This window comes from Alicyclobacillus tolerans, from assembly GCF_900142255.1.
Classification (GTDB): domain Bacteria; phylum Bacillota; class Bacilli; order Alicyclobacillales; family Alicyclobacillaceae; genus Alicyclobacillus_I; species Alicyclobacillus_I tolerans.
On the sequence record NZ_FRAF01000003.1, the window covers coordinates 48,286 to 75,201 of the forward strand.

33 protein-coding genes and 1 pseudogene are annotated in these 26,916 nt (G+C 45.4%); 24 read left to right on the forward strand and 10 right to left on the reverse strand.

The features are described from left to right. Positions 1 to 70: 70 nt before the first annotated feature. The 3 genes from BUA75_RS02290 to BUA75_RS02300 all read left to right on the forward strand — a co-directional run bounded on the left by BUA75_RS02290 (position 71) and on the right by BUA75_RS02300 (position 3,334). Entirely contained in the window at positions 71 to 1,354 is a 1,284-nt protein-coding gene (locus BUA75_RS02290) for an ATP-binding protein (protein WP_207549684.1), read from the forward strand. Next, positions 1,354 to 2,868 (forward strand): TnsD family Tn7-like transposition protein, encoded by a 1,515-nt coding sequence (locus tag BUA75_RS02295; RefSeq protein WP_278247831.1) that lies wholly within the window; start codon positions 1,354 to 1,356, stop codon positions 2,866 to 2,868. The genes BUA75_RS02290 and BUA75_RS02295 overlap by 1 nt, the downstream gene beginning before the upstream one ends. Positions 2,869 to 3,013: 145 nt before the next feature. After that, entirely contained in the window at positions 3,014 to 3,334 is a 321-nt protein-coding gene (locus BUA75_RS02300) for a YnfA family protein (RefSeq protein ID WP_072872977.1), read from the forward strand. A gap of 147 nt (positions 3,335 to 3,481) precedes the next feature. Here BUA75_RS02300 and BUA75_RS02305 read toward each other — a convergent pair whose 3' ends face one another. From BUA75_RS02305 to BUA75_RS02330, 6 genes are read right to left on the reverse strand one after another with little or no spacing between them, the layout of a single operon-like run. Further along, entirely contained in the window at positions 3,482 to 3,760 is a 279-nt protein-coding gene (locus BUA75_RS02305) for a hypothetical protein (RefSeq protein ID WP_072872978.1), read from the reverse strand. After that, positions 3,760 to 4,704, reverse strand: a complete 945-nt coding sequence (gene trxB, locus BUA75_RS02310) for a thioredoxin-disulfide reductase (protein ID WP_072872979.1) — start codon at positions 4,702 to 4,704, stop codon at positions 3,760 to 3,762. The genes BUA75_RS02305 and trxB overlap by 1 nt, the downstream gene beginning before the upstream one ends. Before the next feature lie 15 nt (positions 4,705 to 4,719). Then, on the reverse strand, positions 4,720 to 5,196 hold the full coding sequence (locus BUA75_RS02315; protein WP_072872980.1) for an ArsI/CadI family heavy metal resistance metalloenzyme: 477 nt from the start codon (positions 5,194 to 5,196) through the stop codon (positions 4,720 to 4,722). Further along, positions 5,193 to 5,621 (reverse strand): arsenate reductase (thioredoxin), encoded by a 429-nt coding sequence (gene arsC / locus BUA75_RS02320; protein WP_072872981.1) that lies wholly within the window; start codon positions 5,619 to 5,621, stop codon positions 5,193 to 5,195. Before arsC ends, BUA75_RS02315 begins: the two co-directional genes overlap by 4 nt. 15 nt (positions 5,622 to 5,636) lie before the next feature. Continuing rightward, on the reverse strand, positions 5,637 to 6,680 hold the full coding sequence (gene arsB, locus BUA75_RS02325; RefSeq protein WP_072872982.1) for an ACR3 family arsenite efflux transporter: 1,044 nt from the start codon (positions 6,678 to 6,680) through the stop codon (positions 5,637 to 5,639). A 15-nt stretch (positions 6,681 to 6,695) separates the two neighbouring features. Further along, positions 6,696 to 7,019, reverse strand: coding sequence for an ArsR/SmtB family transcription factor (locus tag BUA75_RS02330; RefSeq protein ID WP_072872983.1), 324 nt, complete (start codon positions 7,017 to 7,019; stop codon positions 6,696 to 6,698). A gap of 233 nt (positions 7,020 to 7,252) precedes the next feature. Here BUA75_RS02330 and BUA75_RS16355 point away from each other — a divergent pair, with 233 nt between their 5' ends. From BUA75_RS16355 to BUA75_RS02340, 3 genes are read left to right on the forward strand one after another with little or no spacing between them, the layout of a single operon-like run. Further along, positions 7,253 to 7,375: a hypothetical protein gene (locus BUA75_RS16355; protein ID WP_278247828.1), complete on the forward strand. Its 123-nt coding sequence runs from the start codon at positions 7,253 to 7,255 to the stop codon at positions 7,373 to 7,375. Further along, positions 7,369 to 7,590 (forward strand): ArsR/SmtB family transcription factor, encoded by a 222-nt coding sequence (locus BUA75_RS16050; protein ID WP_207549685.1) that lies wholly within the window; start codon positions 7,369 to 7,371, stop codon positions 7,588 to 7,590. The genes BUA75_RS16355 and BUA75_RS16050 overlap by 7 nt, the downstream gene beginning before the upstream one ends. Positions 7,591 to 7,604: 14 nt before the next feature. Then, a complete protein-coding gene (locus tag BUA75_RS02340; RefSeq protein WP_242650229.1) occupies positions 7,605 to 8,267 on the forward strand; it encodes a cation diffusion facilitator family transporter in 663 nt (220 codons plus the stop codon). A 131-nt stretch (positions 8,268 to 8,398) separates the two neighbouring features. Here the strand turns inward: BUA75_RS02340 and BUA75_RS02345 are convergent, their stop codons facing one another. The 4 genes from BUA75_RS02345 to BUA75_RS02365 all read right to left on the reverse strand — a co-directional run bounded on the left by BUA75_RS02345 (position 8,399) and on the right by BUA75_RS02365 (position 10,854). After that, entirely contained in the window at positions 8,399 to 8,725 is a 327-nt protein-coding gene (locus tag BUA75_RS02345; RefSeq protein ID WP_072872984.1) for a rhodanese-like domain-containing protein, read from the reverse strand. A gap of 31 nt (positions 8,726 to 8,756) precedes the next feature. Next, positions 8,757 to 9,734, reverse strand: a complete 978-nt coding sequence (locus tag BUA75_RS02350) for an inorganic phosphate transporter (protein ID WP_072872985.1) — start codon at positions 9,732 to 9,734, stop codon at positions 8,757 to 8,759. Between the two features lie 22 nt (positions 9,735 to 9,756). Then, a complete protein-coding gene (locus BUA75_RS02355) occupies positions 9,757 to 10,065 on the reverse strand; it encodes a PadR family transcriptional regulator (protein ID WP_072873085.1) in 309 nt (102 codons plus the stop codon). A 414-nt stretch (positions 10,066 to 10,479) separates the two neighbouring features. After that, positions 10,480 to 10,854: a hypothetical protein gene (locus BUA75_RS02365; RefSeq protein WP_072872987.1), complete on the reverse strand. Its 375-nt coding sequence runs from the start codon at positions 10,852 to 10,854 to the stop codon at positions 10,480 to 10,482. 188 nt (positions 10,855 to 11,042) lie between these two features. On the opposite strand from BUA75_RS02365, the gene BUA75_RS02370 reads away from it, so the two are divergent. From BUA75_RS02370 to BUA75_RS02460, 18 genes and pseudogenes are all read left to right on the forward strand, one after another. Further along, positions 11,043 to 11,426, forward strand: a complete 384-nt coding sequence (locus BUA75_RS02370; protein WP_072872988.1) for an ArsR/SmtB family transcription factor — start codon at positions 11,043 to 11,045, stop codon at positions 11,424 to 11,426. Further along, positions 11,423 to 12,370 (forward strand): cation diffusion facilitator family transporter, encoded by a 948-nt coding sequence (locus BUA75_RS02375; RefSeq protein WP_072872989.1) that lies wholly within the window; start codon positions 11,423 to 11,425, stop codon positions 12,368 to 12,370. Before BUA75_RS02370 ends, BUA75_RS02375 begins: the two co-directional genes overlap by 4 nt. Before the next feature lie 18 nt (positions 12,371 to 12,388). Beyond that, positions 12,389 to 13,027: a cation diffusion facilitator family transporter gene (locus BUA75_RS02380; RefSeq protein ID WP_072872990.1), complete on the forward strand. Its 639-nt coding sequence runs from the start codon at positions 12,389 to 12,391 to the stop codon at positions 13,025 to 13,027. Positions 13,028 to 13,034: 7 nt separating this feature from the next. Further along, a pseudogene (locus BUA75_RS16500) lies at positions 13,035 to 13,538 on the forward strand (MATE family efflux transporter); the annotation flags it as partial. 160 nt (positions 13,539 to 13,698) lie between these two features. Continuing rightward, positions 13,699 to 14,328 (forward strand): MATE family efflux transporter, encoded by a 630-nt coding sequence (locus tag BUA75_RS16235; RefSeq protein WP_083574022.1) that lies wholly within the window; start codon positions 13,699 to 13,701, stop codon positions 14,326 to 14,328. Between the two features lie 45 nt (positions 14,329 to 14,373). Next, on the forward strand, positions 14,374 to 14,679 hold the full coding sequence (locus tag BUA75_RS02390) for a YnfA family protein (protein ID WP_083574023.1): 306 nt from the start codon (positions 14,374 to 14,376) through the stop codon (positions 14,677 to 14,679). A gap of 91 nt (positions 14,680 to 14,770) precedes the next feature. After that, on the forward strand, positions 14,771 to 15,316 hold the full coding sequence (locus tag BUA75_RS02395) for a manganese efflux pump MntP (RefSeq protein ID WP_242650230.1): 546 nt from the start codon (positions 14,771 to 14,773) through the stop codon (positions 15,314 to 15,316). Positions 15,317 to 15,575: 259 nt separating this feature from the next. Further along, a complete protein-coding gene (locus BUA75_RS02400) occupies positions 15,576 to 16,403 on the forward strand; it encodes an FTR1 family iron permease (protein WP_072872992.1) in 828 nt (275 codons plus the stop codon). A 230-nt stretch (positions 16,404 to 16,633) separates the two neighbouring features. Next, entirely contained in the window at positions 16,634 to 16,915 is a 282-nt protein-coding gene (locus BUA75_RS02405; RefSeq protein ID WP_072872993.1) for a metal-sensing transcriptional repressor, read from the forward strand. 145 nt (positions 16,916 to 17,060) lie between these two features. Further along, entirely contained in the window at positions 17,061 to 17,438 is a 378-nt protein-coding gene (locus tag BUA75_RS02410; RefSeq protein ID WP_072872994.1) for an NAD(P)H-dependent oxidoreductase subunit E, read from the forward strand. Between the two features lie 19 nt (positions 17,439 to 17,457). Further along, complete coding sequence (locus BUA75_RS02415) at positions 17,458 to 18,621, forward strand: hypothetical protein (RefSeq protein WP_072872995.1); 1,164 nt, start codon at positions 17,458 to 17,460, stop codon at positions 18,619 to 18,621. A 1,143-nt stretch (positions 18,622 to 19,764) separates the two neighbouring features. Continuing rightward, positions 19,765 to 20,496: a haloacid dehalogenase type II gene (locus tag BUA75_RS02425; RefSeq protein ID WP_207549687.1), complete on the forward strand. Its 732-nt coding sequence runs from the start codon at positions 19,765 to 19,767 to the stop codon at positions 20,494 to 20,496. A 498-nt stretch (positions 20,497 to 20,994) separates the two neighbouring features. Next, positions 20,995 to 21,930: an ornithine cyclodeaminase family protein gene (locus BUA75_RS02430; protein WP_072872997.1), complete on the forward strand. Its 936-nt coding sequence runs from the start codon at positions 20,995 to 20,997 to the stop codon at positions 21,928 to 21,930. Between the two features lie 27 nt (positions 21,931 to 21,957). Continuing rightward, entirely contained in the window at positions 21,958 to 22,236 is a 279-nt protein-coding gene (locus BUA75_RS02435) for a GrpB family protein (protein ID WP_072872998.1), read from the forward strand. A gap of 71 nt (positions 22,237 to 22,307) precedes the next feature. Then, the gene (locus BUA75_RS02440) at positions 22,308 to 22,865 is read left to right on the forward strand and encodes a helicase (RefSeq protein WP_072872999.1); all 558 of its coding nucleotides are present in this window, start codon (positions 22,308 to 22,310) and stop codon (positions 22,863 to 22,865) included. 699 nt (positions 22,866 to 23,564) lie between these two features. Further along, a complete protein-coding gene (locus BUA75_RS02450) occupies positions 23,565 to 24,404 on the forward strand; it encodes a DNA alkylation repair protein (protein WP_072873001.1) in 840 nt (279 codons plus the stop codon). Positions 24,405 to 24,568: 164 nt separating this feature from the next. Beyond that, positions 24,569 to 25,771: a VPS10 domain-containing protein gene (locus BUA75_RS02455; protein WP_072873002.1), complete on the forward strand. Its 1,203-nt coding sequence runs from the start codon at positions 24,569 to 24,571 to the stop codon at positions 25,769 to 25,771. Between the two features lie 37 nt (positions 25,772 to 25,808). Then, complete coding sequence (locus tag BUA75_RS02460; RefSeq protein WP_072873003.1) at positions 25,809 to 26,900, forward strand: nitric oxide synthase oxygenase; 1,092 nt, start codon at positions 25,809 to 25,811, stop codon at positions 26,898 to 26,900. The last annotated feature ends 16 nt before the right edge of the window (positions 26,901 to 26,916 follow it).

Sequence of the window (26,916 nt, forward strand, 5' to 3'; positions counted from 1 at the left end):
TGAGAAGATGACTCGCATGCCGCGCTTTAATGCCAGTGAACGAATGTTACCTGCTGAAATTCGGGTTCATTTGCTTCAACGCTTATTCGATGTGTATACACCACTCCCCATCAATGTCCAAGTGTGGGAGCTTATACATTCGCTTTTAATCCAGAGCTACGTGTCAAGGAACCCATTTGACGCGACCTATAAGCAATTTGTGTCCAGCACGGGTAAACAGATTATCGAACGGAAATACAACGTGCACACGACCCTTAACTACCGTTCGACTGCTTGCGCTGGCACCCTCATCGGGGTTTCGGGGATGGGGAAGACCACCACAGTAAATCGCGTTCTCAGCCACATTCCGCAGGTTATCATTCACAACGAGTATGAGCAACAGCATTTCGATCAGATTCAATTGGTGTGGATGAAATTAGAAACCCCATACAATTCGAGTGTAAAGGCACTGTGCCTGCAGTATTTTACCAAGTTGGATGAAATCTTAGGTACGAATAATCTGAAGAAACTTGTCTCCAGGAACCTTTCGGTCGATGCAATGGTTCCCTACATTGCACAATCCAGCAGGAACGTCGGGCTGGGACTTTTAGTTCTGGATGAATCGCAATTCCTCTCCAAACGTGGCGGTAGTCAACTCGTTGATTTTCTTGTGTCGCTGATAAACGGGGGACTCAGCATTTTGCTTATAGGCACCCCTTCCTCGTATGCACTCTTTGAAGGTGAATTTCGTATCGCACGTCGGCTAACAGGTAATAAGGAAATCTTATGGAATGCCATGAAAAACGACCAAACGTTTCGCTTGTTTTTGGAGGGGATCTGGCGTTACCAGTGGTTGAGGGACTATACACCGCTATCCAATGAACTGGTTTCGGCAATATTTGAAGAAACACAGGGGATATCGGATTTGGTGATCAAGCTTTACCTCTATGCCCAACAGTTCTCTATTGAGCGTGGCTTCGAGATGATTACTCCAGAAATCATACGAAGAGTTGCCAAAGATCACTTCAGGCTGATGAAACCCATGCTCGATGCGTTGAAGACGGGGAATCCTTATAAAATTGCCCAATTTGATGACCTGAGAATACTGGATGCGAAGGAACGGGCATCATCATCACATCCCAAACCGCCAGTTCAAAAAAGGACAAACAGTGTGAAAAAGGAAATGAAAGTAACCATCCCATCTAAACCAACACCAATTTTGGAGAAACCAAAGAGAAGCGTTGATTATAGGGATGGGGATTTGAGGAGATGTTTTCGGGTAGCGAAGCAAGAAGATGTTGCCCCTGAGATCGTTCTGGAGCGTGAGGGATACATTGACGACATGAAAGTATGGACAGAGGGTGGCAAGCTATGATGAATTTTATCCCGCAAATCTACAGCGACGAGTTGCTTTACTCCGCCCTCGCACGATATAAACGCATGTGCGGGATGGTGAGCAGAAGAGCATTTTTGAAAGACGTGTACGGAGAGAGTAAGATGTTGACCTCGATATTCTTCCCGCAGTATCTCCAGTGTTTACGGGAGAACCTGCCCCCTTATTCGAAGGTTACGGTCAATGAACTGGTATGGAATCATACAATGTTGCCATTTTATACCTCGTTTCTTTCTCAGGAACGTTCAGACAGTATCCATGGCATGATGGTCAAAGGCTGTGGTAAGAGCATAGAGAACCTTGTAGGATTCAGCGGCGGGAAGGTAAAACCATATAATCGATTACGGTATTGCCCCAGGTGTTACTCGGAAGACATGGATGAGTTCGGAGAAAGCTTTTGGCGCAGGCTTCATCAGGTTCCTGGCGTGCTGTATTGCCCGAAACATGGGGTATTGTTGAAAAGTACCATCGTGCCATCAACGGAGAAGTATGCAGACTATTGGTGCGCTGACAGTGATGTGTGTAATGCGGTTGTTGAAAATGATACATACGCAGAGAGGGTCAAGGAACTGAATCGGACGTACATACAAAATGCAATGTTTTTGATGAGTGGCGATTATAAGAAGAAGGAACTCCACAATATTGTTGATTATTATGTGGATCGGTTACGGGAGAGAGGGTTTGCTTCGCAAAGGGGATTCATTTACGTCCAGGATTTTGTAGATGAATTCCTTCGCTTTTATCCTTCTGATTATTTGTCGTTGATGCAAAGCGATGTGAATGTAACCCAGAAAGCGAACTGGTTGCGGCTGTTTGTCCGAAACAACGGTAAAAATCGTAGCCCGCTACGGCATCTTCTGGTATTGCAGTTTCTTGGGGTCAGCGCAGAAGAATTTTTTCATGAACAATCTGCAACGGGCAAAATTATGGCACGGGTGAACCACGCCCCTTCGTTTGATCTCGAACAGCGGCGAAAGGCATGGTTAAAGATTATCGAGGAGAACCCAGGATTGAATCGAAGTCAACTCAAGGAGATTGGGAAAGGGCTACACACCTGGATATATAAGCATGACAGGGATTGGTACGACCATGTAACGCCACGGGTTCGGAAAAGGAAGAAGCGTTCCCCAGTGATTGACTGGGAGAAGAGAGACGAAGAGTGTTTGACTCTGGCAAAACAGGCGGTTGAGTCTATATTGAATCGAGAAGGGAAACCCATTCGCGTGTTACCTGCAACCATTCGCCAAGAAATTGGTGTAAGGAGATGGCTTGATAATCCAAAACTCGTGCGGACTCGGCGATTTATCCAGCAGGTCACGGAAGACATCAACTCATATCGCATCAGAAAGATTAAGTGGGCGATTGATGAGCTTGAGCGTGAGGGGATGAGCGTGATGGTCTACAAAGTTCAGTTGCGAGCAGGATTCGGCGGGAATAATAAGGAACTTGCGAAACTGATTGTCAGAGTTCTGGATATCGGGCACTTGTCTCCTTAATTAGCTTTCGTGAACTACATTCCAGATCTAAAATTGGGACGTTAGCACAATAGTTTACTGATGTAGTTGTCACTTGATAGGTTGAGAAGGCGGGGTGAGTGTTGATAGTTATAGGCATAAATGAGAACAAGGGGTATGAATTTTTATGCTATTTAAAGCGATGGCTCTGTTTGTCGTGGCGGGGTTGGCCGAAATCGGTGGGGGATATCTTATCTGGCAATGGTTACGGAACGGGAAACCACTTTGGGTTGGAATACTGGGAGCAGTTATTATGGTTGTGTATGGGGTAGTTGCAACTCGCCAGGAGTTCTCGTTTGGTAAGACTTACGCCGCTTACGGTGGTATCTTTATCGTGATGGCTGTACTTTGGGGCTGGCTTGTCGATAGGAAAATTCCTGATCTGAGCGAATGGATTGGCGCGGGGATTTGCTTGGTTGGGGTATTCGTCATGTTGCTAAAAAGGTGATGTTCGGGCTACAGAAAATCCTGCAGACGGTCTAATCCATTTACTTACGAGGACTTCAAGTATGCAGTGAAAGCCCAAGAGTAAAATACCCGAAATGAAATGCGCCTCTTCTCGACTAAGCGAGGCGCATTTGTATTAAGGCGAAAACTAACAATTGTTTTGTCCAACCAGCACAAGTCCTGAGCTGGCTTCTGTACATTGGAAATCCAACGTAACAGCTTGTGTATGCGGAACCACTCGGTTTTCTATGGCGACCTTGATGCCATTGATGATTTGGACGATATCATCATCGTGCGGTTCATCGAGTGACAAGCCAAGTTTTGGTCCACAACAACCTGCTCCAGCAAATACGACTCGAATACCTTCTGACTGATGTTGTTGTAACAAACCATCGATAAATCTTTTTCCTGCGTCTGTGATCTGCATCATACCGCACTCCCTTCATGTACCCCAATGTTCTCTAAATACCGCTCACACTCTAAAGCCGCCATACATCCTGAACCAGCGGCGGTAATGGCTTGTCGAAACTTGTGATCTTGTACGTCGCCGCAGGCAAAGACACCAGGAATATTGGTTTCAGTTGTCCCAGGTTTCACGACAATGTATCCGAGGTCGTCGGTTTCAATCTGACCGTTCAAAAAGGAGGTATTGGGCTTGTGCCCAATCGCAACAAATATTCCGTCCGTCTCAAGAATCTCTGCAATACCCGTTTCGTTGTGCTGGACTTTCAGCCCCGTCACGCGATTGCCTTCCGATACGACTTCGACAGGCGTGCAATCTAAGCTCCATCTGATTTTGGGATTGTTGCGTGCACGTTCCTGCATGATTTTCGATGCACGCAGTTCGTTGCGGCGGTGGACGATGCGAACTTCTGACGCGAATTTCGTCAAGAAGATTGCCTCTTCCATCGCTGAATCTCCACCACCGACCACAATGATTTTCTTCCCTCTAAAGAAGAATCCATCACATGTAGCGCAAGTGCTGACTCCGCGCCCCACGTTTTCGATCTCACCTGGGATACCAAGCATTTTCGCGGAGGCTCCTGTTGAGATGATCAGGGTCTTTGTTTCCAACTCCTCCGTTCTATCGACTTGAAGTTTAAATACATTCCCTGAAAGGTCTACTTTGTTTACCCACCCACGAACAAACTCTGCTCCGAACTTTTCTGCTTGCTTCCGCATGTTTTCCATCAGTTCGGGACCCATAATGCCATCTGGGAAACCAGGGAAGTTCTCGACCTCAGTAGTAAGTGTTAGCTGACCACCTGGCTCATTTCCTTCAATGACCAGCGGTCTAAGGTTTGCCCGCGCAAGATATATGGCGGCGGTCAGTCCCGCAGGTCCCGTTCCAATGACAACGACTTGTCGCATGTTTATCCGCTCCCGTTACTTGCTTTTTGAGGGAATATCAATTTGAATAAAGCTCGGTTGTGCAGGTGGTGCACAGCAAAGAGAAAGATTATGGCGGGCATCGTCTGCACTCTCAAACTCGCTGTCTTCTTTCGTGTAGAAAATCTCCCATGCGTTTCCGTCTGGGTCATATACCCACACTTTGTCTTGGACTGCGTAACAACAGGTTGTATTCATCTCATCGATAAGAACTAAGTTGTTTTGGCGCAGACGTTCGCCCATCTCTAAAACTTCTTCGGTATTGTTGACCTGAAAACCCAAGTGGTTGAGTACGCCGTTTTTCTCGAATGGACGGACATTCAAAGAAAAGTGAAGGGCTGGCTCATCAAGTTCAAATTTGGCGTAGTTATCCTTGACCTTGGTTGGTTCTGCGCCAAAGAAGGCACGGTAGAACTTCAAGGATGCCTCTAAATCGGTGCAATTCACGGCAACGTGCATTCGTTTAATCGTCATTGGTTGATTTCCTCCTCTAAGAATTTCGCAATGCGTTCTTTAATCGCATCCCTTACTTCATGAAACTTCGCGGTAATTTCATCGTCAGATCCCGTTACTTTAGCTGGGTCTTCAAATCCCCAGTGCAAGCGATGGACATGTGGTGGAGTGACGGGACATTTATCATTGGCATCGCCGCAAAGCGTGATCACATAGTCGGCTTTGTTCAGAATCTCAGGGTCAATTAAATCGGACGTGTGGTGGGAGATGTCCACTCCTGCATCCTTCATGGCAGAGACGGCTCTTGGATTGAGACCGTGTGTTTCAATGCCTGCACTATAAACCTCAACCTTATCCCCACCGAGATGTCTTGCCCAACCTTCTGCCATTTGGCTTCGACATGAGTTGCCCGTACACAAGAAATAAATAAGCGGTTTGTTTGCCATGAGAAATTCCTCCCTTTAGGTTGTTGCCTTTTGAAAATATCGCTTTTGGAATTTGAGTGCGACGTTCACCAGTGCAATCATCACGGGCACCTCCACTAAAGGACCGATGACGGCGGCAAATGCGGCTCCTGAATTGATGCCAAACACACCAACGGCAACTGCGATGGCAAGTTCAAAGTTGTTACTCGCCGCAGTGAATGACAGCGTACACGTCACGGAGTAATCTGCGCCCGCTCGTTTGCCCATGAAAAAGGAGACCAGGAACATGACGATAAAGTAGATGAGAAGCGGGATGGCAATTCGAACGACATCTAATGGCAAACGAACAATCAAATAGCCTTTGAGCGAGAACATGACAATGATGGTGAATAACAGCGCAATCAGCGTAATCGGGCTGATTTTCGGCACGAAGTTCTTCTCGTACCATGAACGCCCCTTCGTTTTGACGAAGATATAACGGGTAATCGCGCCCGCCAAGAACGGGATACCTAAATAGATAAAGACACTCTTTGCCACTTCAGCTATGGTGATGTGGATAACCATACTGTGAAATCCGAGCCAATCTGGAACGACGGTCACGAAAATGTAGGCATAAACCGAATAAAACAGAACTTGAAAAATGGAGTTAAAGGCAACAAGACCTGCCGCATACTCCGCATTGCCCTTAGATAGGTCGTTCCAAACAATGACCATGGCGATACAACGCGCCAACCCAATCATAATTAGACCGACCATGTATTCTGGATATCCACGAAGGAACACCAGGGCAAGAATGAACATTAAAACAGGTCCAATAACCCAGTTCTGAAGGAGAGAAAGCCCTAAGATTTTGCCATTTCGAAATACCTGACCTATCTCTTCATACCGTACTTTCGCAAGCGGCGGGTACATCATCAGGATTAAGCCAATGGCGATTGGAATAGATGTGGTTCCAAATTGCATGTGATTTAGTCCGTTGACGAATTGAGGGGCTACATAACCCAAACCAATCCCAAATACCATCGCCGCAAAAATCCAGATGGTAAGGTATCGGTCAAGAAAAGTTAACCGTTTGACCAAGTGCTTTCACACTCCTTAATCGCACTGCACGAGCAAGCCCTGTTGTTCAAGTTGCCGTAGTTCTTCGGACATGTCGGGTAATTTCATAAGAGATATCCCAATTTCATTCAAACGATCACGGTTCAAGGAATAAAACACCCACATTCCCTTGCGTGTCTCCTTGACCAAACCAGAACTCTTTAAACGACTCATGTGTTTCGATACGGCAGGTTGTGAAATCCCGAATATCGGAACAAGTTCACACACACAGCAGTCACGAGTCTGAAGGATGGCGATAATCTTCAAACGAGTTGGATCTCCAAGGGCCTTCAATGCATCTGCAAGTTGGTCGAACTCCATATAATCACCCCTATAAACATTATAACCATATTGTCATTTACTTTTCAAGGGTTGTGCCATATGATCATGTCGATGTATGAGCGTTACTTTGGTGATTGCAATTGCCGTTATGAGGAGAGCCCTGGGGTGGAATTTTGGACAGATCAATACGTGTGTGAATGATGTTACCCTGTTGCCTAATCGGCAATTCCTCATATCATTGATTGGTGAAATGATGATGTGAGGTGAGTAACGTGAACGCGACGATTGCCACCGCTTTATCCGTGCGAGCCAAGTTCTTTCGCGGATTGGCTGACCCTTCACGTTTGGCATTATTGTTAGCACTTCGCCAAGGAGACAAACCGTCAGCATGTTGAGCGAGGAAACAGGTCTTTCTCAAAGCAACGTATCTAACCACCTGGCTTGTTTAAAGGATTGCGGATTGGTGCTGAATCGCCAAGAGTGGCGACATGTGTACTACCGTATAGCCGATGAAAAGATATTAACATTGTTGAATATTGCTGATGAAGTCGTGGCTGATAATACACAACGTATTGCTGATTGCGTGAATTACTGCGTACACGATAAATAACGGGGGTGAAAATAGTGGCTACTGCTCAAGCTGGTTTGCATACGACATCAGTTCGTAAAGGTGTAAATATCGAAATTGTATCGATCATCTGGATGGTGATTGAAGCTGTAGTGGCAATTGGATCAGGAATTGTTGCACATTCAATCGCACTCACAGCCTTTGGTGCTGATAGCATCATTGAACTTGTCGCGGGCGGTGTATTGTTATGGCGTTTGACCATTGAAGCACGCGGGGCGAGTCTTGCACGGGTGAAACGGGCAGAGAAGAGATCTTCATGGGTAGTCGGGATTGCCCTCTTATTGCTGGCGGTTTATATCGTTGTGGAGTCCCTGGTTAAGCTCTTTACACACCAAGGAACAGAAACGAGTTTCACGGGTATCGGTTTGGCGATTGCTTCTGGGATTATCATGCCGTATTTGTCACGGACGAAAAAACGCATTGGCTCTGAAATTGGCAGTAAGGCACTTCGTTCAGATGGATCATGTAGTATGGTATGTGCTTATATGTCGTGGATTTTATTGGCGGGTGTGATATTAACGGCATTGCTCGGTTGGTGGTGGATTGACGCTATCGCGGCACTGGCACTTGTGTATTACGTCGTCAAAGAAGGTTGGGAAGCAGTACAAGAAGCGCGTGGTAAAGAGGATGCATGCGGTTGTGGATGTTGCCATGATTGAGTGTTAGACAAGACGAAGGAATTTTTTAACGTGATCGTTGTTATGGCACGGCTGTGCTATACATTGTCCCATTATGAATACTAAACAACCACGGGTATAGGACCCGTGGTTCATTGGGTGATCGGTCGTTTTCATGTACGCTCGACAGGTAAACCTGTTTTGTTCCAATCCACGAATCCACCGTCAATGGCGATTGCTTTGAAGCCGTTCTCTTGAAGGTATTGGGCGGCTCGTTCTCCGCGTGAATTCCCGCGATGACGCATGTTGCAATAAGGGATAATCTGTCGATCTTTTGGTATTTCAGAGAGCCGATTAGGCAGGTCATCAATCGATATGTTGATGGCACCTGGGACATGTCCTTCGTTGTATTCATCTGACGAACGAACATCAATAACTAAAGGTCGATCATCCGAATTAAGCTTTTCCTGCAAATCAACAGGTTTTATGAATTCAGTCATGGTTTATCCTCCAAACAACTGTATGTGTTCGTTAAAGCGTAAACCAAATCCCAGACAGTTTCGCAAGCAAAAACGTAATGACAATACCTGAGATTGGGGCAATGATCCATCCCTTAACAATATTTGAGATTGCCTTCCACTGAATCGTCCCATTTCCTCGCGCTATGCCTGCGCCCATCATAGCACCAACGAGAGCTTGATTCATTGACGTGAAGAAACCGAAGGCGACTGCTAAGAACACGACAACAGCCTGAACCAACTGCGCCGCACTTGCCATCGAAAGGTCTACATGCACAACGTCGAACGCAACTTTTTTCAACAGTGGTTTACCCCACGTAAGAACACCAATAAATAACCCGATTCCACCGATTAAACCAGCAATCCATACATTGAACAGGTGTGTCATGATAAAGACTCCCGTTGCGTTAGATACATCGTTGGCTCCCATTACAAACGAAGCTACCGCTCCGACCGTAACAAGAATCACGCTCAGTGTACGAATGACAGCCATTTGCTTTTCACGCTGACTCGGTTTGAACCCTACAATGCGGTCTAATCCATGAGTGAATAGGTAGCCAAGAAAGAAAGCAATCGGTGGTGCGACTACCCAAATAATTGCCAGCTTCAAGATAGTTAGCCAATGGACTTGAATACCTGCACCCAAAGCCATTCCAACTACGCAAAACACGAGAATTTGAATCGTGGAAGTGGGGATTTTTATCGCTGTATATATGGTGGTCAACACAAAAGCCGCAATGATAATCACCAATGCCCCAACAACCGTCACTTTAGATGCACTCACAATGTTCAGTCCTACTGTAGATTCGACACGGTGACTTGCAAACACTGCGCCGATAAGAGCCAGAATAGCCATCAGCACGAGGGCTGGAACGAGCTTGATTGAACCCGACCCATAAGGCATACCCATGCATGCACCCGTGTAGTGCGCGCCGATACTCCATGCAAATGCGAGAACAATCACTACAAGAATAACCGCTTCAACGGACACCACTTATCCCTCCATGTGCTCCCTAATCTTTGATCTCTTTGAACAGTTCATATGCTTTGTTTCTCGCTTCAACAAGGACTTCTGCTCCAAGGGGTGTGGTGCTGTAGTATTTTCTGATTTTCCCTTCGACAAGCCGATCTTCTCTGAGTAACAAGCCTTGCTTTTCCATGGTGTGTAACAGGGGATAGAGCGTACCAGCACTCATGCTATATCCGTGGTGACTAAGCTCTTCCAACATCCACAGTCCGTAAATGGGTTCTATGTTCGCGTGGTGCAAGATGTGGATTTGTATGAACCCCAAGAACAGCTTTCTAAGCACTCGATCCTCGATGATACTCACTCCATTATCGAAATATGATATCGAATAACGATATCGATTGTAACATGAAGACATCTTTTAGTGTAACGGTGATTCTTGCGTTCGGCGGAAAGTCAGAGCGAATTCCAATCACCAGGATCGCCAAGCGAGTCGGTGGTTAGTCCTTGCTGGAAAGCATGTGAGTCAGATGTCGTAGACGAAATCATATTTGGAATCGGTAAGGGAAACCGTTGAGGGTTTTCAGATTCGGCGAATCAAATGGGCGATGCAGGAGATTGAAAGCGAGGGTCTGGACTTACAGTGGTGGAGAATCGTGAGGAAAGCTGGAATTCGGGGAGAGGCGGCGGAAGAGTTAAAAGAATATTTTAAAATCCGACCAACTGTGTCATGGTAAATGCTCCATGGGCTTGGCACAGGCTGATACCGTTACTTAGTTGAGTTGCTTTTTTGTCCGTATGCCCCTGTATCTACGGCTTTCACGTAACCATTCTTGGTCTGCACAGCGAAGGCGGTGCTGGTCGGCACATTTGGGATGGCGAGCAATTTTGTCCCAACGGGGAATGCGTTTGAAAAGGTTCCCGTTTGGGGCGTGGATTCAACATCGGAATAGTTTGTTACTGACCCGATTTGCTTTCCCACGGTCTTTACGGACTCAGATGTTACTTTGTAGATGTGATTAAATTCATACGCCCAGGAACTTGCGGATGTTGTGTGTGTCTGTGGCGATTGTCCTCCCGCCTGTACCTGTCCGCAACCAGGGAAAGAGAGAGTGAGCAAGGCAAGCAAGAATATCTTTTTCATGTGTTTCAAACCCTTTCACATATATAGACGCACTACAATATGTCGCGTTACATCCCTTCTTTCAAATTGTATAGTATTCTCGACAATTAAGACGAATAGATCGTTTGCTTGATATGTCCTGGTATCACACAAGTGTTCGTTTGTATATAATGAGTATATGAGTATTTGTTCATATAGGGGTGACGAAGATGTTAGAGATGAATCAAGAATCATGTTGTGATGTCATTCATCAAGAGGCAATTGACGATTGTACTGAACAAGACCTAACCGAATCGGTTGTAGAAGGGGTGTCTGAGACGTTTAAGGCACTTGCCGACCCAACGCGAATCCGCATTCTGTATAACTTATCGAAACGGGAGCTATGTGTGTGTGATCTTGCCGAAGTTCTTGGTATGACCCAATCAGCAGTGTCGCACCAGTTGCGCTATCTAAAGGCTTTACGGCTGGTCAAAAACCGCCGAGATGGCAACACCATTTACTATCGGCATGATGACGCGCACACAATGGGGCTTTTACAAATGGCAATTGACCATTCATCCCATGTAAATGAAGAAGAAGTGGATAAAAAATGAGCGAACACAATCACGTACATGCACACGACCATGGTAATGTTTTTCATTCCCACGCTCCAGCAGGAAGAATGAGACTTGCCTTTTTGTTGACGTTAATCATTCTTGTTGTGGAAGTCCTGGGCGGTTGGGTATCACACAGTTTGGCACTCTTATCTGACGCAGGGCACGTCCTGACGGATATCGGGGCAATCGGACTCTCCTGGTATGCGATGAAGCAATCAGAGAAACCCGCCAGTGAAGGTATGACATTTGGGTATTACCGAGCGGGTATTTTAGCGGCTTTCGTTAACGGAATCACACTCATCCTCATTACGATTTGGATTTTGTGGGAGGCATATAGTCGTTTCCAGCACCCTGAACACGTAACTCCCACTTGGATGTTCGTGAGTGCGGGCGTAGGACTGGCGATGAACTTGTATCTTGGTTTAGGCATGCGCCATGAAGAGAACATCAACGTCAGAAGTGCCGTGCTACACATGCTTGGGGATGCCGCCGCTTCCGCTGGGGTAATCGTCGGCGGAATCATCATCCTGTTCACCCATTGGTACGTCATTGACCCAGTTCTTAGTGTACTCATCGCACTGCTTATTGCGCGCGGAGCTTGGAAAATCGTTAAACAGACCGTCAGTGTTTTGATGGAAGGTACACCATCGGGCGTAGAAATTCCTAAAGTCGTGAACGCCATTACGTCAGTACAGGGTATTCAACATGTGCATGATTTGCATGTTTGGACAATAACCAGCGGAAGAAACGCATTGTCCTGTCATGTGGTCGTGGACGGGAAAATGACCGTAGAAGACACGCAGAAGTTGTTACGAGATGCAGAACACAAGCTGGTTCATTTGGGTATCGGTCATGTAACGATTCAAACCGAAGATCCTACGCATCTACATGACGAGTCCATTCTATGTAAGAACGATGGTATTGAGGATCATCATCATTGAAATGAGAGGAGTCTTATAATGTCGTCCAATGTTGTGTCTGTAAAGAAGGGCGTAAACATCGAGGTCGTTTCGATTATTTGGATGGTGATTGAAGCGGCAGTTGCTATTGGTTCTGGTATTATCGCTCATTCGTTATCGCTCGTTGCATTTGGTGCTGACAGCATTATCGAACTCATTGCTGGGGGCGTATTACTCTGGAGATTGACAATTGAAGCGCAAGGAGCAAGTCTTGCTCGTGTTAAAAAGGCGGAGAAAACGTCATCTTGGGTAGTCGGTATTGCGTTGCTACTTCTTGCCGCGGATATCGTAGTCGCTTCCATCGACAAGCTCCTCACCCATCAAGGTGCAGAAGCGACCTATATGGGAATGGGTTTGGCAGTTGCCTCTGGAATTATTATGCCGTATCTGTCACGGGCTAAAAAACAAATTGGATCTGAAATTGGCAGTAAGGCACTTCGGGCAGATGGATCTTGTAGTATCGTCTGCGCCTACATGGCATGGACGGTTCTTGGTGGAGTTGTTTTGACTGCCCTACTTGGGTGGTGGTGGATTGACTCCATCGCGGCGTTGGGACTTGTGTATTTTGTGGTCAAAGAAGGTTGGGAAGCCGTTCAGGAGGCTCGTGGAAAGGAAGAGACATGTGGATGTTGCCACTAAAATCCCAGTGCACGCAAAGCGGGTATTCAATATTGCATTACCCGCAATCGGAGAAGCTTACCTACAGAATTTACTGGGTGTCGTTGACACCTTTTTTATTGCTAAATTAGGTCTTGTCGCAATTGACGCAGTAGGTGTTACCAATGTATATAGCATGACGTATGTGGGTGTGTTCATAGCAGTTTCAGCGGCACTCTCTGTGTTTTTGTCTCGCGCGGTTGGGGCAAAAAACTTCGAACGTGGTCACTCCTCAATCTGGCATGGATTTGTCATTGCATTCATAGTCGGTATCATCGTATCCCTTATTTCCGTATTCTTTGCCGTACCGCTGTTACATATCATGGGTGCTCACGGAACACTTCAGAATACTGCATTTCCGTATTTTACAATCGTTCTTGGGATTTCTCCGTTAATTGCCTTATTCACCGCTCAGTCAGCGGCGTTTCGAGCAATTGGAGACACCAAGACACCTCTTCGAGTGGGGCTTGAAATGAACGCTTTACACGTTGTATTCGACTATGTACTCATTTTCGGGATCGGTTCGTTTCACGGATTAGGTATCAAGGGCGCGGCTTTACGGACTCATTCGCCTCTGGACAAAATCCCGCCACGTAGATGCAATCGCATTACACGCTTCAGACTTGAAACTTTCAGCTTCGCTCACTTGGAGTATGACCAAGTTTGCAGTTCCAGCCGCATTAGAACGACTTTCGATGCGCCTTGGGCAAGTTGTGTATTTCGGACTCATCGTTCGAATGGGTGTCGATGTATATGCAACACACAATATCGCAGGAACAATAACTACATTTGGAACCACAATCGGCAATGGATTTGCTGTCGCCGCCACAGCCACAATTGGTCAGACGATTGGAAGTGGAAATGAATTAGATGTACGAACGTATCGGCATTGGAGCTATATCGAGTCTGCCGTATCCATGACAGCAGTCGCCATCTTATTGTGTTTATTCAGTCCATGGATCGGATTCTTGTTCACCCATAACCAACATGTCATTCACTTGTTATTCATAATCCTTGCAATTGATATCTTTTCACAGCCTTTCCTGGCGGCGGTTTTGGTAGATACATCTGCTATTCAAGCAGGCGGCAACAGTAAATTCCCGATGATGACAACAATGATCGGCATTTGGGTCATTCGTACACTTGGAGTGTACCTGTTTGCATGGCACTTCGGTTTCGGATTACCAGCCGTCTGGGTTTGTATTGCGGCGGACAACGCACTCCGCGCAGGACTCTTTTTGTGGTATCGAAGGACCCGCAATTGGGTGCAAAAGTTGGCTTGATTCAAGGGGAGGCTTGATGATGACACTATCTGAAATACTTCGAGCCTGCCTTCTCTTTGTCGTTGCTGGCTGTCAGAAATCGGCGGTGGTTATTTAGTGTGGCAGTGGCTTAGAAATGACAAGCCCATTTGGTTGGGACTGGGTGGAGGCATTATTTTGTTTCTATACGGAGTGGTTGCCACATTCCAGGTGTTTTCGTTTGGAAAGGCGTATGCGGCTTATGGTGGTGTATTTATAGTGATGGCACTGCTGTGGGGATGGTGGGTAGATAAGAAAACCCCCGATCTAAACGAGTGGATAGGAGCCGTCATTTGCCTGGTTGGTGTATCCGTAATGCTTCTAAAACGTTGATTTAGTAGCTCTGCAAGATGATTTTTGCCAGAGGTCCGTCATACAGTAAGGGTTCTGGTTTATGGGGGAGACTTCATTGGTTGTTCTGAAGATGGTTACTCTGATTTTGTCGCTTGGTATGGATACACTCATGATGTCGATATCCTTGGGATTTATCAAAACAACAGGCAAGGTTAGAATCGCGCTCACGTTTGCTTGTGCAGAAGCAGTAATGCCTCTGGTTGGGTTACTGATCGGTAAAGGTGTAGGACAACTGATTGGCGACTGGGCTTCGCTCATCGGAGGAATTGTACTACTCTGCGTTGCCATATGGCTCATCTTCTTTGAAGACGAGGATGATGAGGAGGAGAAGTTGGAGCGGAACCTGGTCGGATGGACTTTAATTATTACCGCTCTAAGCATCAGTTTGGATGAGTTAGCCGTTGGATTCTCTATTGGTCTAATTGGCGTACCTGTAGTATTGACCATTATTTTAGTGGCATTGCAGGCTTTTTTGTTTACAATCATAGGGCTTACATTCGGGTCACGGTTGAAGCGTCATCTGGGGGAATGGGCGGAGAAATTTGCAGGAATTGTTATCGGTTTGTTAGGTTTATGGATACTGGTTGACGCTATTGCCCATCTGCTTCATCGTTAAGCTCACATGCTCACCCCTCTCTGAACATGAACATTTCTACGGCGTTTAAAGCATCCATGACTAACCATAGAGACTTTAAACTAATGCAGTTCGATCGCAACGAGCAACATCCCAGAGGCGACCGTTGTGCCATTCCAGAGCCGTGTGCGTAGTATCTTCCTGATGAATTAGCTAATACAAACGATTGACGTTAGTCAACAGCAACATTACACTTGATGTAAAGTTGACTAATTCAGTCATGTATATGGAGGCGCGTAAGGTGCTGGCATCATTTCTTATCTTCTTTCGCGAAGCATTGGAAGCATCCATGATTTGTTCAATCATGCTTGCGTATCTCAAACAGATCGGCAGGCGTGACCGTTTCAAGGATGTTTGGATCGGGATATGGTCGGCAGTCGCCGTCGCGGTAATTGGCGGCACTGTAGTTTTTTCGACGCTTCGAAATTATGATGGCTCCGATCTTCAAACGAAGTTAGAAGGCATAACGTACTTCGCCGCCTGTGGCGTTCTAACATATATGACTTTCTGGATGAAGAAACAAGGACGTAATATAAAGAAGGAACTTCATGCGAAGATGGATACAGCCATAACGACAGGTTCCATGTTTGCGATTGCGTTGATTGCCTTTATTACGGTCGGGCGTGAGGGCTTAGAGACTGTGGTATTCATGATTGCCATTGCATTTCATACAAACCCACTGATGTTGGCAATTGGGGCTGGGGTAGGTGTCATTGCGGGACTGGCGTTAAGCTATGTGATCTATGTGTTAGGGAAAAGTGTTAACTTAAAATACTTCTTCGATACCATGGGGACTTTGCTAATGTTGTTCGGTGCTGGGTTACTGGCGGACGGGATTGAGGCATTCCAGGAGTTAGGCTGGTTGCCTGGACAACATGCGCTTTGGAATACGTCGTTTCTCCTTAATGAAGACAGCACGTTCGGGGACATTATGCATTCCTTCTTCGGTTATGCGGATACTCCGACCGCATTGCAGGTCGTGTTCTATGTAGGGTTCTTGGCTGTCGTCCTCTGGTTTTTCTGGGGAACGGGGTTAAAAAAGAGACAAAGGCTCACATCAAAAAGTTAAATTTAGGAAAAGTTGTATCGGTATATTCTTGACCTTTTAAGCTGTTCGAGGAACCAGTGCGGCAATGTCTCAGAACTCCAAGTGGTCAGATAAGCATGTTCTGGTTGTTGTAAAGATACCGAGATAGTAAATTCCTTTGCGTTACAATACTCCTTTAGTTCGAAGGGGTATTTTTATTGCGTTGCAATATCCCCCTGGGGGGGATATAATCCGTTCAAGGAGGGATTGTTTTGGAGGGTCATGACCATTCACACAAAGAACGAAAGCAAGTCGTGAATCGGTTGGCGCGAATAGAAGGGCATGTACGAAGCATTAAAGAAATGGCGACAGACGGAAGGGACTGCCCCGATTTGCTCTTACAGATTGCCGCTGTACGAAAAGCACTCGACGGCGTGGCGAAGGTGATTTTGAAAGATCATTTAGAACAATGCGTCATGGCGGCGGCAGGTCAATCGAACCAGGAACAAGTGTTGGAGGATTTGCAAAATGCCCTCGACCATTTCATTCGATAAATAGGGATTTTGATTAACTCCTAATCGAAGGCTACGGAGACGCTTCATTTTTTGTCTTGTTCGTGGGACTATCTGCAGTGCTAAGTGTGTAATTCATGACAGATGAAAAACGTGTTGAAGGAATTAACTTAAAGGGAGCACCACGATGACCACTTGGAATTTGTCTGGAACTCACCATCATGTATTGATTTGTAACGGTGATATCTGCTTAGAACATGGTGGAATGGATGTAGCGAAAGCAATTCGAAAGGAAATTGCCCAAAATAATGCAGATCGTCACATTCACACGACGTTAACCCGATGCAACGGCAGATGTGACGATGCCTGTAACGTCATCGTCTACCCAGATGGAATATGGTATCGCAACGTCACCCCGAAGCTTGGGCGGAGAATTGTAACGGAACACTTGATCAAAGGCAATGTCGATCCTGGGAATGTAAGTATAACTTTTTCTGAGGAAACTGGATTCATGTTGCGGGAAGGTGCAAAAATCGGCAGACCGAAACCAGACAGAAAGTTGTGATTAAAAGGGGGATTATTCTATGTTCTTGCTCTTAGTAGCGGCGGCAGGAGTCGCGATACTGCATTCAATTCTACCTGACCACTGGGTTCCACTTGCTGTTGTCGCGAGAACGAACCGTTGGAGTATGACCCGCGTCGCACGAGTGACCTTCTTGGCATCCATAGGACATATTGTAGCGTCTATCGTTTTAGCAGGAATCATAGCGGCTATCGGACTTCGATTCCGACAAGTCATTGAGAATCAACAGGGTCACATCGTCGGTATTCTGTTGATTCTCACTGGTGTAGTGTTTTTAGTTTTGAGGTTGATGGGTAAAGGTGGACATAGCCACGAAGATGGTCACGGACACAGCCACGGTCACGGTCACGGGCATTCCCATCACCACCATCATGGGCATGGGCACAGTCACACCCACGACGATGGGCACGGTCACGCCCACGATCATGGGCATAGTCACGAACATGATCATGCTTATCCTTTTGAATGGGGTGGGATATACCAACTGTCCGCTGGTGAATACCACTTTGTCTTAAATAAAGGTCCCGATCCTGAGATGAAAATCGCTCTTTTTCGAGTAGGTGATCATTCTTCTGAATCACTTGCCCATGCTTGTAGCCATGGTGTTGAGGTCTTCAAAGGTTCATCCAAGCGTGTTTTAAAGGGTGAATTCATTGAACCGATCCAGTCACGATATGACTTAGTTTTAAGCGGTCCAGACAATTTTACGTTTCAAGTTACGGAATCTGGGTATTATGTTCTCTTTACTGAGCATCACCCAGAGGAATTTTCCGCGAAGGTGATACACGAAGGGACAAACATGGAACCCCTTATCCACGAAGAGTACCCGTCAGCACATGATCATCAGCATTTAGGTAAATCAGAGGACGAGCCAAAAACTCTACTTAAACGCATTGCCGCTATTGCTATACCATTTGGCGTTGCCGCATCTCCTGATTTAACCATTCTACCTGTTGCACTCGCCGCCAGTGCCGTCAGCGTTGCACTTGTTGTTGGCACATTGATTGTGTTTGCGATATTTACTATTGCTACATTCATGATTTTGACGCTCATAGCGACGAAGTTAGGCTATCAAATTAAAGGGGAATGGCTTGAGAAGAACGCTATTGCCATTAACGCAGTCATGCTTATGGGCATTGGCGTTGTCGCTTACGTTGGTTTTTGATCATTTAGAGCGAGGTGAAAAATTCCTATCATTTCACCTTGCCCCGTGGTTCCTGCTTCTATATCTTCGCAAAACGAATTTCTTCCCCAGTAAAATAAGTTCTTCCCTGAGTAAAATAAGTTGTTCCCTACAGCACGGGTGGATTCGGGTCAAAAGCCTGGATTCGCCCGTTCTTTTTGTGGAGCGGGAGCGACAAGCGGGGGAAACTCAGAGCAAAATTTTGAAGGAGACCAGACGCGAAAAAGCCCGATATATCAAGGATTCCAAGACCATGCCCGATCAAAAACGCGAAAAAATACACGACAAAATCTGTACTCCCTGCGCCCTCAAGCCCTTCTTTTCACCCTCGCGCCAGCGAACAACTTCATTTTACGCAAAATCGATGAATCTGGAAAAATTACGGAGAAAAACGGGTGAGGAAAGGCGTGATCCAGCGTAGAAATTGATTTGACGGCAGAAATTGGGTGAGAGGGAGGGGGAGTCGAGAAAAGCCAGGCGGGGCAAGGGATTTGGAGGGTTTGAGGCGGGAGATGGCGAGGGAAGAAATTGATTTGACGATTACATTTTAATGCCTGAGAGCGATGGGCGGGGGAAACTCAGAGCAAAATTTTGAGAGCTACCAGACGCGAAAAAGCCCGAAATATCAAGGATTCCTAAACCATGCCCGATCAAGAATGTGAAAAAATAATTGACCAAATCTGTCCTCCCTGCGTCCAAGGCCTGCCTTTCCTCCTCGCGCCAGCGAACAACTTCATTTTACGCAAAATCGATGAATCTGGAAAAATTAAGGAGAAAAACGAGTGGGAAAAGGCGTGATTTACGGAAGAAATTCATTTGACGATTACACTGTGTCCTTAGGGACTAGCATCCGGTTGAAATTCTTGACGATGAAGAATGTATGGGGGACGATCTAGTCTGTAATCTGCTTTACGGTTGTCTTTGTTGAGTTTATGCTACGATGGACCATATAGCCACTTCGTTGTACTTGTGTATGTATATCCGAGTTATTTACTCGTTGTGTTAGAGAGCAAGTTCCATAGTCCTAAGGTGTGGAATTGCCCGTGCGTATTTCGGGGAAGAAACTTTGTTTTGTCAGAGATATTCCGATTCCCGTACTGAGGACTCAAATGAGGAGTGGTCTGGATGATTGAAGCGGTTGTGTTTGACGCATACGGAACTTTATTCGATGTTCATTCTGTAATCGATTCATGTAACAAAATCTTTCCAAAAAAAGGGGAACAAATTAGCCAAGTCTGGCGACAAAAACAACTGGAATACACATGGCTTCGGGCGTTGATGAAGCGCTATGCGAACTTTGAAGATGTCAATCGAGATTCTCTGCGCTTTGCACTCAATTACCTTAAACTGGCGTACGATGAAGAAATCATCGAGACGTTAGTCAGTGCTTATCTGACATTACAGCACTATCCCGAGGTTGAACAGGCATTGCAGGCATTTCTTCCACGGAGGCTTTTCATCTTGTCCAATGGAACAAAAAGTATGCTCCAGGCTGTTGTTCGACATGCTGGATTAGAGACATATTTCGACGATGTTCTCAGTGTTGACCCTCAACAGACATACAAGCCGGACCCGCAGGTATATCAATTGGCAGTGTCGATACTTAACATTCCGAAGAAAAACATTCTGTTTGTTTCATCAAACGGTTGGGATGTCGCTGGTTCAAAGGAATTCGGATTCACTGTAGGCTGGATCAATAGACAAAACAAGACGATTGAGGAGCTTGGGGTGGCCCGGATTACATTGTTAATAATTTGCTGGATCTGGCGAAAATCACTTCAAACACATAGTCGAGGCAATAGTGAACATCGAAGGAGCTGCTTGAACACTGCTTATATGTTTCTTGGTTCCGATTAAGTGCGATTGTTGAATTTTTGAATCTGTTGTGTATGCGTCCGTTGGATGGGTTACATAAGGCTTAAATCAGGAGGTTCACCAAAAGCTGAAATCACGATTGCAACGGTGGAAAAGCATCAGACGGTTCTCAGAGCCATGTTGCAGCCATTGGAATACATCGATACTGCAGGATCAATTAATTGCTTTGTGAAGTAGATTTCAGACTGACAAATAATTAGTACTGTACAATACGGTAGTGGATTGTTCGACCCCAACGCATGCCACCGTAGTCTTGACAGGCTGAGGTGCCCATTAGCCATGACTTATTATGGCCTCAACATACAGCGCCTCGTGGCGCACCGATTCGTTGTGTCCACTATTTCAGCCGAACACCAACATAAGTTTGGTGGAGGATTATCCCAAAAAGATAGAGTGGTAGAAGAGCAGAAAAGAGCTTGGGATAATAGAAGGGATTAGAAACTTGAAAGGCAACTTTCGCGCCTGAAGGGGTGACTTCGCTTGTATCATGTCCTTACAGATCAGGACGTTGAGAAGCTTGTCTCAATGAAGATGATTGTGAGCGCAATTGAACGCACCTATGAGGAGCAGGCAAACGGAACACTTGTTGCGCCTCCTCGATTTCGGCTGGAAACGGAACAGGGGGACTTGGTTTTTACTGCGGGTGCCGCAACTGCCGTGGAAAAGGTCATCGGGTTCCGCGTGTACGATACCTACGCGAACGATTTGGATGGGCATCAGCAATTGGTGTGCGTGTTTGATTCAGATACAGGGGTGTTTAAGGGCATCGTGATTGGGAATCTGCTGGGTGCTGTTCGTACTGGGGCAATCGGTGGAGTCGCAATCAAAGCCATGGCTCGAACGGATGCCGAACACGTTGCGGTGATTGGTACAGGTATGCAGGCGCGGACACAGTTGGAGGCGGCTGTTGCTGTCAGGGATGTTAAGCAGGTTCGAGTCTTCAGTCGCAATCCAGAGAACAGAGAGATATTTGCGGCTGAAATGATGAAGAAGCTGGATGTCGAGGTTATAGCCGTTGATTCCCCGACAAGTTGCCTACAGGGAGCCGATATCGTCATTTGCGCCACCAATAGCGGTACGCCAGTTTTCGATGCAGAATGGCTTGAACCAGGAGTACATATCAATACGGTTGGTCCCAAATCAGTCATGCGACATGAGGTTCCAATGGAACTTGGAGCACGTAGTTCAGTGATTGCGACAGACTCCATAGAGCAGTTGAAATCTTATTCAACACCACATTTTCTGGTCGGGACACCCGATGAAGAACGGATCATACAGCTAAGTGACGTTGTTACAGGGAAAATTCCTGCGAGAAAGGGTCAAGATGATATAACCCTGTTTTGTTCCGTGGGTCTGGCAGGGACAGAAGTGGTTGTAGCGAATGAAATCATGAAAGCGGCAGTGGGTCAAGCGTAATGACTAACTGGGTTTAGGGGATGTGTGATGAGACGAGTTGAGGTAACGCCCTACAACGAGCAATGGGTTCTGATGTACGAAGAAGAAGCGGAAAAACTGCGCCGCATCTTTGGAAGGCAATTGATCGCCATTCATCACATTGGAAGCACAGCGGTTCCAGGTTTAGATGCCAAACCAATCATCGACATCATTCCAGTGGTACGTGACAGCCATGACATTGATTCATACATCCAAGGCAAGGAAACATTGGTCAAGGAGATTGAACAACGAGCGTTGGAATGGCATTGGAAGAACCATATAAGTTGAAGAAAACGAATTAACGCTTCTTATGGTAGTCTTGCAGAAATAAAGGGTTGTTTCACTGAGGAGTAACTCATATGCGCGTTGGAAATGAGAAAACGTATCCTGATTGCCCCGTAATAGTGAGAATTGTGGAGGTTGGCGGACTTACAAAATCCGAGCTTATGCACAAATTAAGACAGCAATCCATCTTAATGAATGAATTAGCAGAGAGACTATTTGCCGACGATAGATTTACGACCTCTGATACCACGTACATCTTGCAGACTATTGAGCTAACCGTTGCTGACCTTGGCTTTCCAGATGGAGCTACTATTGATCAAATCTTTAAAAGAGCGAACGATCTTGATTTGCAATTATGTCCGCTTGAGTTGGGACCTCACTTACGACTGGTGTATCTCGACCAGCCTGAAGGTTCCTTGGGGCATCCTTTACAGACAAATCAAGCTCCATACGGGTCTATCACCATAGCTTCCGATATACTGACTGAAAACGTTGACTTTCCAAAGGGATTTTACCTTAGACGAATGAACGGAGTGTTGTGGCTACGCGGATACCGTGCTGACCATCTACACGTGTGGAATCCTGATGATCATTTTATCTTTTGTCAATCAAAAGAGTCATTAGGGAAATGATCCAGGGAAAGTGTGATCTCATCGCAGTGGTCAAGATTCCAGATAATGCAGTATATACGCGTATATCATGTACATCATTTTACTTCGGCGTGTTTTCCGAAAATATCGTGTGTCACAACATTTTCCAAGCATTAGTGCAGTATTCATTTGGAACGCAGGATGAGGACATAAAGGATAAGTTCGACCAATTTGAGGATAAGCGTAATTCCTTGTTAGGTATATTTGAGAAACTTAAAAAAGCATATAAGGAGTGCATCAGATCGTCTGCTGTCATTCGGGAATATCCAAGCGGGAGACTACAATGCATATTCCATATTAAAGTATATTTTACGTCTACGGGTGGTTGAACAAAGTTGAAAGTTTAGTACAAGGAAGACAATCCACTATCCCTCTGAACCCGCCGTCCCTGTTCTATGTGTTCGCAAAATTAAATCCTTCCCCGAGGTAAATAAGTTGTTCCCTACAGCACGGGTGAATTCGGGTCAAAAGCCTGCTTTCCCTCTCGCGCCAGCGAACAACTTCATTTTACGCAAAATCGATGAACTTGGAAAAATTAAGGAGAAAGAGGGGGGATTGATTTGACGGTTACATGAGTATCAAAACTTCTTCGTAATAGACGGAAGAAATTGATACTACTAACATAGATAGTGTGGAATAATTTCTCTAAATGGAATTTATTGCAACCCCAGGAGGTGTTCAATGAGACACGTCAGCGTTGAGGAATGGAAAAAGCAATTCGATGATGCTCTGATTCAAAGGTCAGTTAGAGGAATGATCCATGCACTGCAATCCCAATCCACTACCCACGCAGGCACAGCAAGAGCACAGGTAAAACGTACTGCTATCTATACCATTGAAAGATATTTTCAATCCGAACTTGACACCCTCTTTCAAATAGCAATAGAGTTGTGTAAAAGTAAGAATTCGACTGCGGAAGAAATAGGTTCGCAATTGTTAGTCCCCTGTTATCATTTGGATCCATGCAAAGTAGAGCATGTATTGCAGGACTTAGCAGACAGTCCAAACTGGGAAGTTCGAGAATGGGTTGCAGACGCTTGTGGCTCGATTCTCGTGACTCATTTTGAAAATTTCTATCCCTCCATCCACTCGTGGGCAAAAAATGAATCTGAAAATGTGCGCAGGGCAGTGGTTCTGGCACTGATGTACGCAGGGAAGAGTCGAAATCCTCAGTTTTCAAATCGGATATTGAACATCTTGGAACTGCTTCTCTCTGATCGTTCAACATACGTTAAAGAAAATCTTGGTCCATTTGCGATTGGCAGTGCACTCATTAAATACTACCCAGATGAAGTGCTTGCTTGGTTGAGGCGATGTGTTCTGTCAAACGATGAGCAGGTCAGATGGAATGTTGCCATGGTATTTCATGCAGCAGTTGGTGCTCATTATGCTCTAGAGGCGAAAGATATCATAGACATCCTTCTGATGGATGAACGGCCCTACGTGCAAGGAGCGGTGAACAAGGCATTAAAGAATATTCGCAAAAGATGTCCAGAATATTTTGAGCCCTTTTCCTCATGAACAAGTTGATCGTGCAGGTAATGACGGAGATTGGATACTATTGGATTAAGCGACAATAAACAATTTTCAGCATAAGGGGTAGATACTTGAACCATCCTATGAACCATGTGAAGACTTTTGTTTTATCTTCATAATCCGCGTTAAATGGGAGGTGGGTTTTGCGGATGAAATATAAACCTTTCTGGTTGTTAAGCGGTATAGCGGGATTCATCTATTGCACCCTCATTGGATGTGGAACAGAAAACCATACGACGTCAGTCAAGAATATGCAAACGCACAGTTCAGCAAGCCATCCAAACGCATCACATGCTACCAAGTCAAAGACAGATTCATTTCCAACGACAACCCCATCTAAATCAGTTCAGACACCACAAGTGCCTCATTTCACCTCGATAAACATGGTTAACGAGCAAATCGGTTGGGCTACGGGGCGAAATACCGTATGGTACACGAAGGATGGAGGATTAAGTTGGAAAGCAGTGACTCCACCAGGCTTTCAGTCAGCACCATTCCTCCAAATGTCGATGAACGCGATCGGCAATCAAATGGCTTGGATAGCCGCAAGTAACGGTAATTCGATTGCTTCTCCGCTATCCATTTATTACACGGCCAATGCAGGACAGTCTTGGGTGAAACAAAAAATTCAAGCGACTGGATATCCTATGAGTCTACATTTTCTCGATCCGGATCAAGGCTGGATAGCTTTATTTCAAGGTGCGGCAGCAGGTAGTGAAGGAGAAACCATCTATCACACCTATAACGGTGGAATGACTTGGCACACCATTGCTCAAACCAATCAAGTGAAGGGAGGAAATTTACCGTTTGTAGGCGATAAGACAGGTGTCAGCTTTGTAAACGCTAAGGTTGGTTGGGTAACAGGGTTTACGGCATTAAGTGGACATATTTATTTTTACCGAACTACGGACGGCGGATATCATTGGTCTTTGCAAATTTTACATGTACCGAATACTTTTCAAAATGAACAATTTACTTCCTTTCCACCGATTTTTTTTGGTCAACAAAAGGGTATCTTGCCAGTGAGTTATGGTATGGGTTTGCTCGTTTATCGAACAAATGATGGAGGCAATACGTGGACTTCTGAACAAGCCGTACAAAGTACGGTGCCCAATCAAGCCATTCAAGCGTGGAGTTTTCCTAATATGAAGGATGGATTTGTTATAGACGGTAAACAAATTTTGACCACGTCGGATGGTGGGCAAACATGGAACTCATTTACACCTAATCTTACTTTAAAAAACGTCATGGATATGCAATTCGTTTCCTCAACGCACGGCTGGATAGTGATGAATCCAGGAACTTTATTTTATACAACCGATGGAGGACATTTTTGGAACAAAGTCAAATAAGTATAGAAGGATAATGTAATTTTGGGAGAAATGGTCCATGTTCGTGGATAATAAAGTTCAAGATTTCATTCTGAGATGCTATAACGAACTAGGGAAGAGTAGAGAAGAGACAGAATATCGATTGAACGAGATCAAAAAAAGTTTGCAGAGTTTTGGGACGTTTGAATTTACCTATGAAGAACTGGAACATGGAGCACGCATGGCCTGGAGGAATAGCAATCGATGTATTGGGAGATTGTTCTGGAAGTCTCTAAAAGTTTTTGATGAAAGAAATCTTCATAGTGTGGATCAAATAGCGTTTGCTCTATTTCGTCACATTCAATATGCTTCAAATGAAGGGAAAATTCGTCCAACCATAACCATATTTCATCAGGACATTCGTATTTGGAATCATCAATTGATTCGTTATGCTGGGTATGAAACGGAGCATGGTATCATTGGAGATTCGCATTCTGTTAAATTTACGCGTATTTGTCAACAGCTTGGATGGGTAGGAAAAGGCACAGCCTATGATGTATTGCCGATTGTCATTCAAGTCCAAAACGAGGCGCCCGTATGGTTTTCTATTCCAGAAGATATCATTCTTGAAATTCCGATTCGCCACCCAGAATTTCCTCTTTTTGATGAATTACATCTTCAATGGTATGCAGTTCCAATTCTATCTGATATGGCCCTAGAAATAGGGGGAATTCGTTTTCCTGCTGCTCCGTTCAATGGTTGGTATATGGAAACAGAGATTGGTGCTCGTAACTTAGCAGATACAAAACGTTACAATATACTTCCCAAGGTTGCCTCTATTATGGGATTGGATACAAAAAACGATGCTAGTTTATGGAAAGATAAAGCCCTGATAGAGTTAAATATTGCAGTATTACATTCCTACAAAAATCACGGTGTGACCATTATTGATCATCATACTGCGGCTAAACAGTTTGAACGTTTTGAGCAAATCGAAGCTGATGCAGGCCGTAAAGTTACTGGAGATTGGACATGGTTAATTCCACCCGTTTCTCCTGCAACCACTCACATTTTCCACAGTCAATATGACAACACCCTTTTATCCCCCAACTATTTCCATCAAACTTCCCCGTATTCATCATGGTCAAATACGAATATGTGCCTATCTTGACTCACGAGATCGGGCA

Excerpts from the sequence above, each read along its gene's own strand:
- BUA75_RS02295 (WP_278247831.1), top strand. The coding sequence starts at position 1,354 with ATGAATTTTATCCCGCAAATCTACAGCGACGAGTTGCTTTACTCCGCC.
- BUA75_RS02300 (WP_072872977.1), top strand. The coding sequence starts at position 3,014 with ATGCTATTTAAAGCGATGGCTCTGTTTGTCGTGGCGGGGTTGGCCGAA.
- BUA75_RS02305 (WP_072872978.1), bottom strand. The coding sequence starts at position 3,760 with ATGCAGATCACAGACGCAGGAAAAAGATTTATCGATGGTTTGTTACAA.
- trxB (WP_072872979.1), bottom strand. The coding sequence starts at position 4,704 with ATGCGACAAGTCGTTGTCATTGGAACGGGACCTGCGGGACTGACCGCC.
- BUA75_RS02315 (WP_072872980.1), bottom strand. The coding sequence starts at position 5,196 with ATGACGATTAAACGAATGCACGTTGCCGTGAATTGCACCGATTTAGAG.
- arsC (WP_072872981.1), bottom strand. The coding sequence starts at position 5,621 with ATGGCAAACAAACCGCTTATTTATTTCTTGTGTACGGGCAACTCATGT.
- BUA75_RS02330 (WP_072872983.1), bottom strand. The coding sequence starts at position 7,019 with ATGGAGTTCGACCAACTTGCAGATGCATTGAAGGCCCTTGGAGATCCA.
- BUA75_RS16050 (WP_207549685.1), top strand. The coding sequence starts at position 7,369 with ATGTTGAGCGAGGAAACAGGTCTTTCTCAAAGCAACGTATCTAACCAC.
- BUA75_RS02345 (WP_072872984.1), bottom strand. The coding sequence starts at position 8,725 with ATGACTGAATTCATAAAACCTGTTGATTTGCAGGAAAAGCTTAATTCG.
- BUA75_RS02365 (WP_072872987.1), bottom strand. The coding sequence starts at position 10,854 with ATGAAAAAGATATTCTTGCTTGCCTTGCTCACTCTCTCTTTCCCTGGT.
- BUA75_RS02370 (WP_072872988.1), top strand. The coding sequence starts at position 11,043 with ATGTTAGAGATGAATCAAGAATCATGTTGTGATGTCATTCATCAAGAG.
- BUA75_RS02375 (WP_072872989.1), top strand. The coding sequence starts at position 11,423 with ATGAGCGAACACAATCACGTACATGCACACGACCATGGTAATGTTTTT.
- BUA75_RS02380 (WP_072872990.1), top strand. The coding sequence starts at position 12,389 with ATGTCGTCCAATGTTGTGTCTGTAAAGAAGGGCGTAAACATCGAGGTC.
- BUA75_RS16235 (WP_083574022.1), top strand. The coding sequence starts at position 13,699 with ATGACCAAGTTTGCAGTTCCAGCCGCATTAGAACGACTTTCGATGCGC.
- BUA75_RS02395 (WP_242650230.1), top strand. The coding sequence starts at position 14,771 with ATGGTTACTCTGATTTTGTCGCTTGGTATGGATACACTCATGATGTCG.
- BUA75_RS02410 (WP_072872994.1), top strand. The coding sequence starts at position 17,061 with ATGACCACTTGGAATTTGTCTGGAACTCACCATCATGTATTGATTTGT.
- BUA75_RS02415 (WP_072872995.1), top strand. The coding sequence starts at position 17,458 with ATGTTCTTGCTCTTAGTAGCGGCGGCAGGAGTCGCGATACTGCATTCA.
- BUA75_RS02425 (WP_207549687.1), top strand. The coding sequence starts at position 19,765 with ATGATTGAAGCGGTTGTGTTTGACGCATACGGAACTTTATTCGATGTT.
- BUA75_RS02435 (WP_072872998.1), top strand. The coding sequence starts at position 21,958 with ATGAGACGAGTTGAGGTAACGCCCTACAACGAGCAATGGGTTCTGATG.
- BUA75_RS02440 (WP_072872999.1), top strand. The coding sequence starts at position 22,308 with ATGCGCGTTGGAAATGAGAAAACGTATCCTGATTGCCCCGTAATAGTG.
- BUA75_RS02450 (WP_072873001.1), top strand. The coding sequence starts at position 23,565 with ATGAGACACGTCAGCGTTGAGGAATGGAAAAAGCAATTCGATGATGCT.
- BUA75_RS02455 (WP_072873002.1), top strand. The coding sequence starts at position 24,569 with ATGAAATATAAACCTTTCTGGTTGTTAAGCGGTATAGCGGGATTCATC.
- BUA75_RS02460 (WP_072873003.1), top strand. The coding sequence starts at position 25,809 with ATGTTCGTGGATAATAAAGTTCAAGATTTCATTCTGAGATGCTATAAC.